The 15,048-nt window shown below is 55.8% G+C and carries 10 protein-coding genes and 2 tRNA genes; 6 read left to right on the top strand and 6 right to left on the bottom strand.

Annotated elements, in window-relative coordinates; translation table 11 throughout:
- Positions 1 to 41: 41 nt before the first annotated feature.
- Both ACOTW6_RS10500 and ACOTW6_RS10495 read right to left on the bottom strand, forming a co-directional pair.
- Positions 42 to 2,735 carry a cation-transporting P-type ATPase gene (locus ACOTW6_RS10500; RefSeq protein ID WP_121478795.1) on the bottom strand — a complete coding sequence of 898 codons (2,694 nt, stop codon included), beginning with the start codon at positions 2,733 to 2,735 and terminating at the stop codon, positions 42 to 44.
- Positions 2,736 to 2,782: 47 nt separating this feature from the next.
- Positions 2,783 to 3,214: a universal stress protein gene (locus ACOTW6_RS10495; RefSeq protein WP_023303952.1), complete on the bottom strand. Its 432-nt coding sequence runs from the start codon at positions 3,212 to 3,214 to the stop codon at positions 2,783 to 2,785.
- A gap of 473 nt (positions 3,215 to 3,687) precedes the next feature.
- Here ACOTW6_RS10495 and ACOTW6_RS10490 point away from each other — a divergent pair, with 473 nt between their 5' ends.
- From ACOTW6_RS10490 to ACOTW6_RS10480, 3 genes are read left to right on the top strand one after another with little or no spacing between them, the layout of a single operon-like run.
- Positions 3,688 to 4,773: an efflux RND transporter periplasmic adaptor subunit gene (locus ACOTW6_RS10490; RefSeq protein WP_176691869.1), complete on the top strand. Its 1,086-nt coding sequence runs from the start codon at positions 3,688 to 3,690 to the stop codon at positions 4,771 to 4,773.
- Positions 4,773 to 7,835, top strand: a complete 3,063-nt coding sequence (locus ACOTW6_RS10485) for an efflux RND transporter permease subunit (RefSeq protein WP_121478794.1) — start codon at positions 4,773 to 4,775, stop codon at positions 7,833 to 7,835. Before ACOTW6_RS10490 ends, ACOTW6_RS10485 begins: the two co-directional genes overlap by 1 nt.
- Positions 7,832 to 8,797: an acyltransferase gene (locus tag ACOTW6_RS10480; protein WP_062932887.1), complete on the top strand. Its 966-nt coding sequence runs from the start codon at positions 7,832 to 7,834 to the stop codon at positions 8,795 to 8,797. Before ACOTW6_RS10485 ends, ACOTW6_RS10480 begins: the two co-directional genes overlap by 4 nt.
- On the opposite strand, the gene pagP is transcribed toward ACOTW6_RS10480, so the two are convergent.
- Positions 8,794 to 9,369, bottom strand: a complete 576-nt coding sequence (pagP, locus tag ACOTW6_RS10475; protein WP_062932886.1) for a lipid IV(A) palmitoyltransferase PagP — start codon at positions 9,367 to 9,369, stop codon at positions 8,794 to 8,796. The two genes, ACOTW6_RS10480 and pagP, sit on opposite strands and share 4 nt — an antisense overlap.
- 256 nt (positions 9,370 to 9,625) lie before the next feature.
- Here pagP and shiA point away from each other — a divergent pair, with 256 nt between their 5' ends.
- The gene (shiA, locus tag ACOTW6_RS10470; RefSeq protein ID WP_062932885.1) at positions 9,626 to 10,942 is read left to right on the top strand and encodes a shikimate transporter; all 1,317 of its coding nucleotides are present in this window, start codon (positions 9,626 to 9,628) and stop codon (positions 10,940 to 10,942) included.
- 76 nt (positions 10,943 to 11,018) lie between these two features.
- Complete coding sequence (locus tag ACOTW6_RS10465; protein WP_015572404.1) at positions 11,019 to 12,473, top strand: AMP nucleosidase; 1,455 nt, start codon at positions 11,019 to 11,021, stop codon at positions 12,471 to 12,473.
- A gap of 131 nt (positions 12,474 to 12,604) precedes the next feature.
- On the opposite strand, the gene ACOTW6_RS10460 is transcribed toward ACOTW6_RS10465, so the two are convergent.
- A tRNA-Asn gene (locus ACOTW6_RS10460) sits at positions 12,605 to 12,680 on the bottom strand.
- A gap of 103 nt (positions 12,681 to 12,783) precedes the next feature.
- Positions 12,784 to 14,202: a multidrug efflux MATE transporter EmmdR gene (emmdR, locus tag ACOTW6_RS10455; RefSeq protein ID WP_023324934.1), complete on the bottom strand. Its 1,419-nt coding sequence runs from the start codon at positions 14,200 to 14,202 to the stop codon at positions 12,784 to 12,786.
- 226 nt (positions 14,203 to 14,428) lie between these two features.
- On the opposite strand from emmdR, the gene ACOTW6_RS10450 reads away from it, so the two are divergent.
- Positions 14,429 to 14,504 (top strand) — tRNA-Asn (locus tag ACOTW6_RS10450).
- A 147-nt stretch (positions 14,505 to 14,651) separates the two neighbouring features.
- On the opposite strand, the gene ACOTW6_RS10445 is transcribed toward ACOTW6_RS10450, so the two are convergent.
- The gene (locus ACOTW6_RS10445; protein WP_000450410.1) at positions 14,652 to 14,987 is read right to left on the bottom strand and encodes a DUF496 family protein; all 336 of its coding nucleotides are present in this window, start codon (positions 14,985 to 14,987) and stop codon (positions 14,652 to 14,654) included.
- Between the last annotated feature and the right edge of the window lie 61 nt (positions 14,988 to 15,048).

Below are 15,048 nucleotides of genomic sequence, written 5' to 3'. Positions count from 1 at the left end.
GAGAAAGCCTGCCGGTGGGCAGGCTTAGCCTGCTCATTCAGTCATCTTTTCGTCGTGCGCCATCTCCGGGTAAGGACTTTTTCTGCTTCAACAATCATGAACATCGCAAACCCAATCAGGAAGGTGATGATCCAGTAGCGGAACGGTAGCGCTTCGGTACCGAACAGCATTTGCATGAACGGCGCATAGATGATCAGAAGCTGAAGGGCCAGCAGCACGCCGCTCACGATCCATATCCCCTTGTTAGCCAGCAGACCTTTACTCAGGGAGAAGCCGTCGGTGACGCGGCAGTTGAGCATGTAAAACCACTGGGCGGTGACCAGCGTTTGCAGCAACACGGTGCGGATGAACTCCGGAGAGTAGCCGCGAGGTTGCAGCCAGGCCTCCAGCACAAAGGCGCTGATGGCAATCATCAGGCCGACAAACACCACTCGCCAGATGGCATAACCGTCCATCACATGCAGGTTAGACTTACGCGGCGGCCGGTTCATGATGTCCTTCTCACCCGCTTCAAACGCCAGGCCAAACGACAGCGTTGCCGAGGTTGCCATGTTCATCCACAGGATCAGTACCGGTGTTAATGGGATCAGGTTTCCCGCCAGCAGGGCAATTATGATCAGCAAGGCCTGGGCGATGTTGCTCGGGATAACGAACAAAATGGTCTTTTTCAGGTTGTCGTAGACCCGACGCCCTTCATGGACCGCCCGGGCAATGGTGGCAAAGTTATCATCCGTTAACACCATATCGGCGGCTTCTTTGGTGACTTCAGTACCTTTGATCCCCATCGCGATGCCGACATCCGCCCGCTTCAGCGCCGGCGCATCGTTCACCCCGTCCCCGGTCATCCCGACCACTTCCTGCTTACTTTGCAGCGCCTGCACCAGGCGGAATTTATCTTCCGGGCTGGTTCTGGCAAAGATATCGTATTTTTGCGCCGCCTCGCTCAACTGATGGTCGTCCATCGCCTCCAGCTCGCGCCCGGTAATGGCGCTCGCCGCGTTGCCAATACCCAGCATCTGCCCAATGCTCATCGCCGTTTGTGGATGATCCCCGGTAATCATTTTCACGCGAATGCCCGCCTGCAAGCAGTCGGCAATGGCCGAAATGGCTTCCGGGCGCGGGGGATCCATCATGCCCGCAATGCCGAGCAGGATGACCCCCTCTTGCAGATCCGCATGCGTCAGCTCGCGCTGCCCGCTGGCGGCCGGTTTCCAGGCCGCAGCCACCATGCGCAATCCTTCGCGCGCATACTCTTCAATCTTCTCTTCCCAGTAGTGCAGGTTGAACGGCTCCAGCCCGTTTTGGGTCTGCTGGTGCTGGCAAAGACGGAAAAGGACGTCCGGCGCACCGGTGATTAACATCACCTCTTCGTCACCCAGGCGATAGAGGGTGGACATGTATTTATATTGCGAATCGAATGGGATTTTACTGCGCAGTTCGGCGTCAATTGCCGGAAGCGGGATTTTGGCGGCCAGCACCTTCAGCGCGCCTTCAGTTGGCCCACCGGTGATTTTCCACAGCCCCTGCTCATCTTTGATCAGCTGGCTGTCATTACATAGATCGACGGTGCGCAGATAGCGCTCCAGCACAGATCCCTGGGTCACGGTGACCGGTGTCGGATCGTCAACGGGGTGAATCGCGCCCACCGGCTCGTAGCTGTCTCCCTCCACGCGGTAGGTGGCGTCCGCGGTAATCACCGCTTTTACCGTCATCTCATTCATGGTCAGGGTGCCGGTTTTATCCGAGCAGATAACCGTCATCGCCCCCAGCGTTTCCACGGTAGGCAGCTTGCGAATAATCGCCTTACGACGCGCCATCGCCTGCACGCCCAGCGAGAGGATGATCGAGATAATGGCCGGTAATCCTTCCGGCACCGCCGCTACCGCAAGGCTAATCAGCGACAGCACCAGCTCTGATACGGGCATATCACGGAAGATAAGACTGAAAACGAACAGCGCCAGCATCATTACCAGAATGGTGATAAAAATGGTCTTGCCGAGCTTGTCCATTTGCACCATCAACGGGGTACGGTGTTTTTCAATGTCTGACATCATCTGGTTGATATGGCCGAGTTCAGTCTCCCCACCGGTCGCCACCACCAGCCCTTTTCCTCCGCCGGAGCTGACGGTGGTGCCAGAATAAAGCAGGTTGTAACGGTCGCCTAACGGCAACTCCCCGTGGAGCGCATCGCTGCTTTTCTCCACTACCGTGGATTCGCCGGTGAGAATAGCTTCTTCCACCCGCAGGTTGTGCGCCTCTGTCACGCGAAGATCGGCAGGAATGCGATCCCCGGCGCGTATCACGACGATATCTCCGGGCACCAGCGCTGTCGTCGGGATAGTTTCATGGTTGCCCTGCCGGATGACCACAGCCTCGCTGGAGAGCATATTGCGAATGCTTTGCAGCGATTTCTCCGCATTGCTCTCCTGAATATGGCCAATCAGGGCGTTAATGATGGCTACCCCAAGAATGACAAACATATCCACCCAGTGTCCCATAATCAGCTTCAGCAGCGCTGCCGCCAGAAGAACGTAAATAAGGACATCGTTGAAATGGGCCAGAAAGCGCAGCCAGCCAGGTTTACCCGGTTTTTGCGGTAAGGCATTTTCGCCGTATTTTTCCAGCCTGGCGGTCGCTTCTGTACTGCTGAGTCCGTCGAGGCTGGATTGGATATTTGTCAGGGTTTCATCAACGGTCTGTTGATAATACGGGCGGTGAGGCTTTTCTGTTATCATCGTTCCTTCCTCAGGTTCTTTTCAGAAATCACCTTGCTTTCATGTCATTAACGAATAACGAAAACAGGAACATGCGCATAACGAACGATACTCGCCGCCTCTGACCCTAATAAATGGGTTTGAATATTGGGATTACGCGATCCCACAATAATCGCACCGACGTTAAGTTCATCCGCCAGTTTGATTACCTCATCACGTATATTCCCGCTGCGAACATGAAGATGGACATTCGCTTCCGGCAGGTTGATTTTTTTTACCAGCGCAGCCAGTTTTTCTTTAGCATTATTAATCATATATTCATCCATCTTTCTCGCGTCTGCAATAAAACCGCGGGTCAGTTCTGCCGAGAACTTTGGCATAACGTACAGCAGATGGACATCACCCGATGCGCTTTGCGCCAGGAATTGGGCATGCTGTAGCGCTTTGTCAGACAACGCTGTTTCGTATACGTCCACCGGCACCAGAATCGTTTTATACATATCAAGCATCCTTTTTTATAACCAACACAACAGTGAGTGAATCAGGAGAGATCGCATCAACCCCATGGGTACAGGCGCGAATGCCTTTTACGGAAAAAAGGAATGGATGCTATTAAACGTAGCACAGGAATATCAGGATGTTATTCAAAGGAGATACGCTATCGTAACGCTTGTTTCGCCTGAGTATGTCACGCCACTAATAATGGTTATTTAACATTTATTTATTCACCGACTATGCTCATAGTCAGGCATGCAACACGTTCATTCTCTTTATCCCGCGCCACCTTCAACCTCATGGAGGAATGCATGTACGGTTTAAGCCTGATTCGCCTTGGTTTGTTTATTGCGCTCGCCATTATCGCCAGCACAGCAATCGGTTTATTTACCTATGTGGTCGTCTCGGCCCTGGCAGAATAGCGCCACCCCAGCATTGATGACGAAATAAATAAAACAATTATTATCAGGGGAATACTGTGAAGCGCTACCTCTCTCTTCTGCCTGTTGTTTTATTGCTGCTGACGGCGTGCGATCCGAAATCCGACCGCGCCGCGCCCCTGCCGAAAATGGTAAAAGTCGCAGAGGTGGTGAAGGCTGGCAACGCGCAGCAGCGCGTCTTCCCCGCCCGTATCGAATCCGGCGACGCCACGGATCTCGCGTTCAAACGTGCCGGGCAGATTGAGACCCTGGACATTCGCCAGGGTGCCATTGTCAAACAGGGGCAACGACTCGCCAGCCTCAACGCCCGTGAAGCCCGGCAGCGCCTGAACGACAGGCAAACGGCGGCGACCCTGGCTCAGCGGCAATTCGACCGCTTCCAGACCCTGGCGGGACGCCAGGCCGTGTCGAAAGCCGAGATGGATGTCCAGCGCGCCAACCGCGATTCAGCAAACGCCGCGCTACAGATTGCGCGCGAAGAATTAAGCCAGATGACGCTCGTCGCCCCCTTTAGCGGGACAGCGGCCAGCGTACATGTGCGAAATCATCAGGTCGTCTCCGCCGGCCAGCCCGTCGTCACTTTGACCCGTACCGACCTGCTGGACGTGGTGTTCAGCCTTCCAGAGAACCTGTTTAACACCTTCGATATCCGCAATGCGCAGTACAAACCGGTAGTGAGGATCAACGCCCTGCCCGGTCGCGAGTTTACCGCTGTGTACAAAGAGCACTCAGGCAGTAGCGACAGCAACACATTGACCTGGCAGGTGATTTTAACCATGCCCCGCCCGGATGATTTTCCCGTCGTGGGCGGCGTCAGCGGAACGGTCACCATCAATTTAACCAACCTTCCGGCTGGCGTGGGCAGTGAGGCGCTGGTAGTGCCGGTTGAAGCGGTCTTTAACCCGGATAACCGCCCGCGCAATGAGCCACATGTCTGGGTGGTGACGGGCGAAGGCGATACGTTGCACCTTGAAGATCGTAAGGTTAGCGTGGGGCAAGTCAGCGCTGAGGGCGTCGTCATCGTCGGTGGGCTTAAGGCGGGTGAACGCGTGGTGGCCGCAGGCGTTGGGGAGTTACATCCCAACCAGCCGGTACGTATCTGGACGCGTGAACGGGGACTGTAATGGATATCTCTCGTCAGTTTATCAGCAACCCGGTTCGCGTCTGGCTGACGATTTTGCTGCTGGGCGTAGGCGGCATTATTGCCCTGTTGAACATCGGCAGACTGGAAGATCCGGCGTTTACCATCAAAACGGCGGTGGTGATCACCCATTATCCGGGCGCGTCGGCACAGCAGGTTGAGGAAGAGGTCACCCTGCCGCTGGAAAACGCGCTTCAGCAGTTACCTTACCTGGATAACGTCAGCTCCATCTCCTCCAACGGCCTGTCGCAGATCACCGTCAACATAGCCTCGCGCTACCACTCAAATGCACTGCCGCAAATCTGGGATGAACTGCGTCGCCGGGTGGGAGATGCCGCCCGACAGTTTCCACCCGGCGTAGTGACCCCGTTTGTGAATGACGATTTTGGCGATGTGTTCGGCTTTTTCTTTGCCATTTCCGGAGATGAATTCAGCAATCCGGAACTGGTTCGCTATGCCGAGCAGCTGCGCCGGGAGTTGGTCCTCGTGCCAGGCGTGGGCAAAGTGGCCATCGGCGGAGCCCTCACCCAGCAGATTAACGTGGACATTTCTCTGAGCAAAATGGCCGCACGCGGGATAACGCTGAACCAGCTTTCTGCCCAGCTCAGCAGGCTGAACGTGGTCTCCAGCGCGGGAGAGATCCCCTCCGGTACTGAGTCAATTCGCCTGCATCCTACCGGTGAATTCGAAAGTATTGACGAGCTGGCCGATCTCATCGTGACCCCGCCGGGCGTTGGGGCGGCTACCCGCTTACGGGATATTGCCACCCTGTCACGCGGGCTGGATGCCTCCCCTGCCAGCATCTACCATGCCAACGGCAGAAAAGCCGTTACCATGGGCGTCTCCTTTATCCCCGGCGTTAACGTGATCGACGTGGGACATGCCCTGGAGGCGAAGCTAGAGCAGATGTCAGCCGAGAAACCGGCAGGTATCCACATCGACCTGTTTTACGATCAGGCGGCAGAGGTCGGGCATTCCGTTAACGGATTTATCATTAACTTCCTGATGGCGCTGGCGATTGTCATCGGTGTGTTGTTGATCTTTATGGGCTTACGCAGCGGGATCATTATCGCCTTTTCCCTCGCCCTCAACGTGCTGGGCACGCTGCTGATCATGTATCTCTGGGGTATTGAACTACAGCGCATTTCACTGGGTGCGCTGATCATCGCCCTCAGCATGCTGGTCGACAATGCCATTGTTATTGTCGAAGGGGTACTGGTAGCCCGGCAGCAGGGCTCGTCCCTGATGAACGCCATTAGCGACATTATTCGCCGTTCTGCGCTGCCGCTGCTGGGAGCGACGGTCATTGCCATCCTGGCCTTTGCGCCCGTCGGGCTGTCGCAGGATTCCACCGGCGAATACTGTAAGTCGCTGTTTCAGGTTCTGCTGATTTCGCTCATGCTGAGCTGGTTCTCAGCCCTCACGATTACGCCAGTGCTGATTAATTGGTGGCTGTTTAAACGAGATGCTGCACCGCCAAAGGCCGACGAAACAGATCCCTATGACAAACGCATCTATCGGATCTATCAGGGGGTACTCAACGCGCTGTTACGGCGTAAAGCGCCAACGCTGGTAGTGATGGCCGCACTGCTGGCCGCCGCCATCTGGGGCTTTGGCTCGGTGCGGCAGAACTTCTTCCCCTCCTCCAGTACGCCAATTTTCTTTGTCGACCTCTGGCTCCCTTACGGTACCGACATTAACTGGACCGAGAAGATGACCGGTGATATCGAGAAAACCATTAACGGCCAGCCTGGCGTGGAAACCACGGTCTCGACGATTGGTCAGGGAAGTATGCGATTTATTTTGACCTACAGCGGACAGCGGCAGTACAGCAACTATGCGCAAATCATGGTGAGAATGGACGACCAGCGTAACATCCCCGCCCTGACTCGCCACGTTGATGAGTACATCGCACGGAACTATCCGCAGGTTAACGCCAGCACGAAGCGGGTGATGTTTGGCCCCTCCGGCGACAGCGCCATTGAAATACGTATTAAAGGCCCCGATCCCGACAGGTTGCGTCTGATCGCCAGCCAGGTAGACAACATTCTTACGCGCGATCCGGCGACGGACAGCGTCAGGAACGACTGGCAAAACCGCAGCAAAGTGATCCGCCCGCAGTACGTCACCGCGCTCGGACGTGAGCTTGGCGTGGATAAGCAGGACGTCGATAACGCACTGGAGATGAATTTCTCCGGCAGCCGGGCAGGACTGTACCGTGAAGGAAGCGATCTGCTGCCCGTGGTAGTGCGCCCGCCGGAAAGCGAGCGGCTGGACGCCAACCACCTGAACAACGTCCTGGTCTGGAGCCAGACCCGGCAGCAGTATATTCCGCTGAGCAACGTCGTCAGCGGCTTCGCGCTGGAGTGGGAAGATCCGCTGATCCTGCGCCGTGACCGCTCGCGCGTGCTGACCGTGCAGACCGACCCTGACCCGTTGAGCCAGCAAACCTCCGGCGATATTCTCGCCCGCGTGAAGCCGCAAATAGATGCCCTGCCCCTGCCTCACGGCTACAGCATTGAGTGGGGCGGGGACGCGGAGAACTCCAGCGAAGCGCAGCAGGGGCTATTTACCACGCTGCCGCTCGGGTATCTGGTGATGTTTGTGATCACGGTGCTGATGTTCAGTTCGGTGAAAAACGCCGTCGCTATCTGGCTGACCGTGCCGCTGGCGCTGATCGGCGTGACGCCGGGGTTTTTAATTACCGGCATCCCCTTTGGCTTTATGGCGTTGATTGGCCTGTTGAGCCTGAGCGGGATGCTGATCCGCAACGGCATTGTGTTGGTGGAAGAGATAGAACAGCAGAAAGCGCAGCAGGATCAGCACAGTGCTATCGTGTACGCCGCCACGTCGCGCCTGCGTCCCATCCTGCTCACCGCCTTTACGACCGTACTCGGCCTCGCCCCTCTGCTGCTGGATGTGTTCTTCCAGAGCATGGCCGTTGTGATTATGTTTGGGCTTGGGTTTGCTACAATCCTGACGCTGCTGGTACTCCCCGTAATTTACGCGTGTTTCCATCGTAAGGACAAAGCTGAACAACAATGAATGCGACAGGGCTGAATATCATCAAGACGCTGGGCTGTATGACGGCGGTCACCTTTTTCACCATCTACAACACCTGGGATCATTACGATTATGACTATCACTGGATCCTCGGTTTTTTAACCTTCATTTCGACCATCGCCACGCCGTTATTTTTTGTGGTTGCAGGGTATCTGGACGGGCAATCCCGACACGGCACGCGCTGGCAGCTGGATAAGATCAAAAGCCTGGTGATCGTCTTTCTGTTCTGGGTAACGATTTACTACCTGTGGGAGCCCTATCAGCGCGGATATCTGATCCAGCCCTGGTTCGTGTTCGCGTTTATCGTGATTTACACGTTTCACCCGGTGGTGGAGTGGCTCAGCCAGCGACGAACGCTCTTTTGCGGGGTTATTGCCGCCCTGCTGCTTTTCTCATACGGGTACGATTTGCTGTCAGCCCTCTATCCTGATGCCCACGTCCTTTCATTGTCGCCGCAGTATCGCCTGTGGACGTGGCTGCTGTTTTATCTGACGGGGCAGCTCTTTTGCGATCCGCAGATCGCGGCGTGGATCGGCCGCAAAAATGTGGTCAGGACCGCGGTGATTGCCATACCGTTTATTTATCTCTTCACGTGGTTTTACGAGCGGCACTTCTTTTTTGCGCTATTTAAAGCAGACAGAAACGCCTTTATTCTCACCGGATCGCAAATCTACATTCTGATTATCGCGCTGGTGATTGCGGCAAATGGCGTACGCTTTCGCCGCAATGCGGAGTTTAAGGAGTCCGTGCTGGCCGCCATCAGCAAAACGATGACCGGGGTATATATTATGCACTACTCGGTGTTTCACCTGCTGACGGCCCTTATTCCGGTGACCTCGCTGAGCATCAAGCTTGCCCTGATCGTGCTCACCTTTATAACGTCGGTCCTGTTTTCTCTGCTGATCCTCTCCAACGCGGTGGCTAAAAAAGTGATCACCCTTTAAAAGCCCAGCCGCAGCCAGGCAAACAGCACGTTGCCGTTGTTGTAGGTTCCGGGAATATAGGTGAACTGAACGGTAACGCGCTTGTACCCGGCGGAGAACAGGGGAAAGATAAACGGAAGCGGAACATAGTTAGCAAAGTCGTCGCGGGCCGTGATGCCCGCCGCGGCGCCCAGCCCCAGGCGGAAATCTTTCGCGTTATCGAGATACCACCCTTTTTCCCAGCCGTAGCCCATCGCGGGCTGCCACTCGTTGTGGGAATCTTTAAACATCATGGCAAAGAGCGCGCTCCAGTTGCCCTCGTCGCTGTAGCGAGATATGCCCAGCCCCCCGCCCCACGGCATTTCGTTGTAATTGTCCGTTTTTTCTTTATCGTACATAAAGCGAGCGTGCCAGCTCAGAAACGGCAGATAGAGATCGTAACGCTCCGGCTGCTCCCAGGTCTGAGAAATATCGTCCGTCAGCGCGTCCCACCAGCGGTGAATGCGCTGCTCGCCATAAACTTTAGGCTCCGCATGCAGCGGCGAAACCACTAAAAACAGAACGACCCAGAGTGCAGGAAAGAGGCGTTGCATGGTTATTCCCTCAGCTTACGTCACGTTGCGATCGTTATTACTGTAAACCATCCAGACCTAACCGGAGCCAAACAGGCTGATTTATGTTGGGGCGGGGTAAGATGAAATATATTTATTTAGCGCTTTCAGGAAAGATAAAAACGTTTTCTCAGGCCGCCTGTCGCGGTAGTCTCATACATTCCGTCAATATGACGGCCGCGATGTGAGTGACCTTTTCTTATACCAATAATTAAAAATCAGTACAGACAGGACAACTATGGACTCCACCCTTATCTCCGCTCGCCGCAACGAGGAGACACCTTCGCTTAACCGCGCCCGCCGCGCCGCTTTAGGTAGCTTCGCAGGCGCCGTCGTCGACTGGTATGACTTTCTGCTCTACGGTATAACCGCTGCGCTGGTCTTTAACCGTGAATTCTTTCCACAGATCAGCCCCGCCATGGGCACGCTTGCTGCGTTTGCCACCTTCGGCGTCGGTTTTCTGTTTCGTCCGCTGGGTGGGGTAATTTTCGGCCACTTCGGTGACCGCCTTGGCCGGAAACGTATGCTGATGCTCACCGTCTGGATGATGGGCATTGCCACCGCGCTGATCGGTATTTTGCCCTCCTTTGCCTCGATTGGCTGGTGGGCTCCGGTGTTGCTGGTGACGCTGCGCGCCATTCAGGGCTTTGCCGTCGGCGGTGAATGGGGCGGTGCGGCATTGCTGTCCGTGGAAAGCGCGCCGAAGAACAAGAAAGCGTTTTACAGCAGCGGCGTGCAGGTGGGTTATGGCGTGGGTCTGCTGCTCTCCACGGGCCTGGTGTCGCTAATAAGCCAGCTCACGACAGACGAGCAGTTCCTGAGCTGGGGCTGGCGTATTCCGTTTATCTTCAGCATTGTGCTGGTCGTGGTGGCCCAGTGGATCCGTAACGGCATGGAAGAGTCAGCTGAGTTTGAACGACAGCAGCGCGAAAAACCGGTCGCGAAAAAACGGCTGCCGGTGATGGAAGCGCTGGTGCAGCACCCTGGCGCTTTTCTGAAAATCATCGCCCTGCGCCTGTGCGAACTGCTGACGATGTATATCGTCACCGCCTTTGCCCTGAACTATTCCACGCAAAACCTCGGCCTGCCGCGGGAATTGTTCCTGAATATTGGCCTGGTAGTGGGCGGGATCAGCTGCCTGACCATCCCCTGCTTCGCCTGGCTGGCGGATCGCTTTGGCCGTCGACGGGTGTATATCACCGGGGCGCTCATCGGCACACTCAGCGCCTGGCCGTTCTTTATGGCGCTGGAGGCACAGTCGGTCTTCTGGATTGTCTTCTTCGCGATCATGCTTGCGAACATCGCTCACGATATGGTGGTCTGCGTGCAGCAGCCAATGTTCACCGAGCTGTTTGGCGCAAGCTACCGCTACAGCGGCGCGGGCGTGGGATATCAGGTGGCGAGCGTGGTCGGCGGCGGGTTTACGCCGTTTATCGCCGCCGCGCTGGTGACGTTCTCGGGCGGTAACTGGCACAGCGTGGCGATTTATCTGCTGGCGGGTTGCCTGCTTTCTGCCGCCACCGCCCTGTTGATGAAGGAAACCGCGCACAGCTGATCTCCTCACTTTTGTTTCACAGGCGTGTGACATACTATCGGGTATAGCCGCACACCTGTGGAACAAGGAGACAGACATGAATAATAAGGGCTCCAGCCTGACCCCGGCTCAGGCGCTGGAAAAACTCGACGCGCTGTATGAACAGTCCGTCAATGCACTGCGCAGCGCCATCAGTGACTATATCGAAACAGGGAAACTTCCCGATGAAAAGGCCAGAACCCAGGGCCTTTTTGTTTATCCATCGCTCTCTGTCACCTGGGACGGCAGCGCCAGCAGCAATCCAAAAACCCGCGCCTATGCGCGTTTCACCCACTCCGGCTGTTACAGCACGACCATCACGCGACCTGCGCTGTTCCGCCCCTATCTGGAAGAGCAGCTTACCCTGCTGTATCAGGATTACGGCGCGCATATCAGCGTTGAGCCGTCCCTGCATGAGATCCCTTATCCGTACGTGATAGACGGCTCGGCGCTGACGCTGGATCGCTCCATGAGCGCGGGACTGACCCGCCATTTCCCGACCACTGAGCTGTCGCAGATTGGCGATGAGACGGCGGACGGGATCTATCACCCGGCAGAGTTTTCACCGCTGTCGCACTTTGATGCCCGCCGTGTCGATTTCTCGCTGGCACGCCTGCGTCACTACACCGGCACCCCTGCCGAACATTTCCAGCCGTTCGTGCTGTTTACCAATTACACCCGCTACGTAGACGAATTTGTCCGCTGGGGCTGTAGCCAGATCCTCGATCCGGACAGCCCTTACATCGCCCTCTCCTGCGCGGGCGGGATCTGGATCACCGCCGAAACCGAAGCACCGGAAGAAGCCATCTCCGACCTGGCGTGGAAAAAGCACCAGATGCCAGCCTGGCACCTGATCACCGCCGACGGTCAGGGCATTACGCTGATTAACATCGGCGTTGGCCCGTCGAATGCGAAAACCATCTGCGACCATCTGGCGGTACTGCGCCCGGACGTCTGGCTGATGATCGGCCACTGCGGCGGCCTTCGTGAAAGCCAGCTGATTGGCGATTACGTCCTCGCCCACGCTTATCTGCGTGACGACCATGTCCTTGACGCGGTTCTGCCGCCGGATATTCCTATCCCGAGTATCGCGGAAGTGCAGCGCGCTCTGTACGACGCCACTAAAGAGGTGAGCGGCATGCCGGGTGAAGAGGTGAAGCAGCGCCTGCGTACCGGTACGGTCGTCACCACCGACGATCGTAACTGGGAGCTGCGCTATTCCGCCTCCGCCCTGCGTTTCAATCTCAGCCGTGCGGTCGCAATCGATATGGAAAGCGCCACCATTGCCGCCCAGGGCTACCGCTTCCGCGTCCCTTACGGCACGCTGCTGTGCGTGTCCGATAAACCGCTGCACGGCGAGATCAAACTGCCGGGCCAGGCGAACCGTTTTTACGAAGGGGCGATCTCAGAGCATCTTCAGATTGGTATTCGCGCCATCGATTTACTGCGTGCAGAGGGCGACAAACTGCATTCCCGCAAGCTGCGCACCTTTAATGAGCCACCGTTCCGCTGATAACAAGGACACATCACGCACACCACTCACCCGGCCTGGGATTCCGTAGGTCGGGTAAGCGGAGCGCCACCCGACAATTTCACGAACGCAGAAAAGCAAAAAGCCTGCTTTAAAAGCAGGCTTTTTAAATTTGGCTCCTCTGACTGGACTCGAACCAGTGACATACGGATTAACAGTCCGCCGTTCTACCGACTGAACTACAGAGGAATCGTGTGAACGGGGCGCATATTATCGATGCGCCCTGAGGATGTCAAAGGGTGAATGCAGATTTTCAATCGTTTGCCGATTTATTCTCCACTTCGCACATTTGTCAGGCACTTGCCGTTTCCGAAACCTCCTGCTCCGGTTTTTTCCGCGGATATTTCCACAGCCAGCGCCCGCTCACCATGCGCCAGTAGAACAGCGCCCCGCGCACGGCCCAGTCAAGGAACATCCCCAGCCAGACGCCGACAACGCCCATACCTAACATTACCCCCAGCGTGTAGCCCGCCACGACGCGACAGCCCCACATGCCGAGCATGGAGACCCACATCGCAAACCGGGCATCGCGCGCCCCTTTCAATCCGGCAGGAAGTACCCAGGACGCGGCCCAAATTGGCATAAACGCCGCGTTGAGCCAAATGAGCACCTTCACGACCTCTTTCACGTCATTTTCATGCGTATAAAACGAGGCCATCAGCCCGGCAAAAGGCGCAGTTCCCCACGCAATCGCCGTCAGCCCAATGGTTGAAAGCCAGAAGACATGCCGAAGCTGCCGTTCCGCCTGCCCTATCTGCCCCTTTCCGAGACGTCTGCCGGTGATGATCGTCGACGCCGACCCCAGCGCGTTTCCCGGCAGGTTAATGAGTGAGGCGATGGAGAAGGCAATAAAGTTGCCGGCGATGACGTCTGTTCCCATCCCGGCAACAAACATCTGCGTCAGCAGTTTCCCACCGTTAAACAACACGGATTCGATGCTGGCCGGGATCCCAATCCCCATCACTTCCCAGATAATGGCGAAGTTAAGCGGACGGAAATAGCTTTTCAGCGTCAGGCGCAGCGATGGCGTAATTCCCGCCATCAGTACGCCGATTATCGCCGCCGCACCAATATAGCGGGAAATGGTCAGCCCTAAACCCGCGCCGACAAAGCCCAGCCCCTCCCAGGAAAAGACGCCGTAAATCAAAACGCTGCTGATAATGATGTTCAGGATGTTCATGCCGCCGTTGATCAGCAGCGGGATTTTGGTATTCCCTGCACCACGAAGCGCACCGCTACCAATCAGCGCGATGGCAGCCGCCGGATAACTCAGCACCGTCATTTCCAGGTAGGTGAGAGCCAGATCCTTCACTTCACTGGTCGCTTCTCCCGCGACAAAATCGATAATTTCTTTGCCGTAATAATGGATAACCGCCGCAAGGATGATCGAAAAGAGGGTCATGATCATCAGCGACTGTCTGGCCGCTTCGCGGGCACGCTTCGGATCGAGCTTGCCCAGGCTAAACGCCACCACCACCGTCGTACCGAGATCGATAGCGGCAAAGAAGGACATCACCACCATATTGAAACTGTCCGCCAGCCCTACCCCGGCCATGGCTTCTTTACCGAGCCAGCTCACCAGAAAGGTGCTCAGCACGCCCATCAACAGGACACAGGTATTCTCCAGGAAAATAGGCACGGCAAGGGGGGTGATTTCACGCCAGAAGAGAACTCGATAACTCTTACGTTTTGCATACCAGGGCGTGCGCATAATCGCCTGGCGTAGGGGTGCGGTGACGTTCAAAATGGACCTTAGCGAGAAAGTTGAAACTCCATTTCAAATGATGGGGCAGAAATGCGTATCCTGCAAAGTATTTTCCATAAAATTATGTTTGGATTTACAACAAAATGACGACAGAATCATCAAACAAACGCTTTTGCCTGAGATCAGGTTTGACAAAAGTTTTTTCGCCGCTAAGATAAGCCTCCACAATGATTCCTCTGTAGTTCAGTCGGTAGAACGGCGGACTGTTAATCCGTATGTCACTGGTTCGAGTCCAGTCAGAGGAGCCAAATTTAAAAAGCCTGCTTTTAGAGCAGGCTTTTTGCTTTTCTGCGTTCGGTAAAATTGTCGGGTGGCGGCTTCGCCTTACCCGACCTACGTGATAACAGTCCTGTAGACCCGGTAAGCGCAGCGCCACCGGGCAACAGAGTGTGCGATTACTCGCCTTTAGCGTCGACGTTTTTGATTTCGCCCATCACTTTCAGCTTCTTGGAGATGTCGCGACGCTCTTTGGACAGCTCAGCGTTTTTGATGATGTAGTCATCAACGCGATCTTCATAATCGCTCTTCATGCTGGCGATGATGCCCTGAATAGCTTCAACGCTCATGCCAGGCTTGATGTAGTCGCTCAGGTTGTCCAGCAGCAGGACACGTTTCTGGTTGTCACGGATCTTCTTCTCTACGTCCTGGATTTCGCGCTGTAGCTTGTTTTTGCGGCGGAACAGGCGGACGAACTCCAGAACATCCTGGAACGAAGGCTTGGTAGTTTCCATTTTTACACCCCTGATAATGTGAGATTCGGATTCGTTAAAGCAACCGTTTTAACAGACAGCG

The organism is Enterobacter cloacae complex sp. IR5403, from assembly GCF_049238705.1.
GTDB lineage: Bacteria > Pseudomonadota > Gammaproteobacteria > Enterobacterales > Enterobacteriaceae > Enterobacter > Enterobacter hormaechei_C.
This window is presented reverse-complemented; position numbering and strand designations above follow the sequence as displayed.

What these genes read in the sequence shown, in the direction of transcription:
- ACOTW6_RS10500 (WP_121478795.1), bottom strand. Translation starts at nt 2,735, where the DNA reads ATGATAACAGAAAAGCCTCACCGCCCGTATTATCAACAGACCGTTGAT.
- ACOTW6_RS10495 (WP_023303952.1), bottom strand. Translation starts at nt 3,214, where the DNA reads ATGTATAAAACGATTCTGGTGCCGGTGGACGTATACGAAACAGCGTTG.
- ACOTW6_RS10485 (WP_121478794.1), top strand. Translation starts at nt 4,773, where the DNA reads ATGGATATCTCTCGTCAGTTTATCAGCAACCCGGTTCGCGTCTGGCTG.
- ACOTW6_RS10480 (WP_062932887.1), top strand. Translation starts at nt 7,832, where the DNA reads ATGAATGCGACAGGGCTGAATATCATCAAGACGCTGGGCTGTATGACG.
- pagP (WP_062932886.1), bottom strand. Translation starts at nt 9,369, where the DNA reads ATGCAACGCCTCTTTCCTGCACTCTGGGTCGTTCTGTTTTTAGTGGTT.
- shiA (WP_062932885.1), top strand. Translation starts at nt 9,626, where the DNA reads ATGGACTCCACCCTTATCTCCGCTCGCCGCAACGAGGAGACACCTTCG.
- ACOTW6_RS10465 (WP_015572404.1), top strand. Translation starts at nt 11,019, where the DNA reads ATGAATAATAAGGGCTCCAGCCTGACCCCGGCTCAGGCGCTGGAAAAA.
- emmdR (WP_023324934.1), bottom strand. Translation starts at nt 14,202, where the DNA reads ATGCGCACGCCCTGGTATGCAAAACGTAAGAGTTATCGAGTTCTCTTC.
- ACOTW6_RS10445 (WP_000450410.1), bottom strand. Translation starts at nt 14,987, where the DNA reads ATGGAAACTACCAAGCCTTCGTTCCAGGATGTTCTGGAGTTCGTCCGC.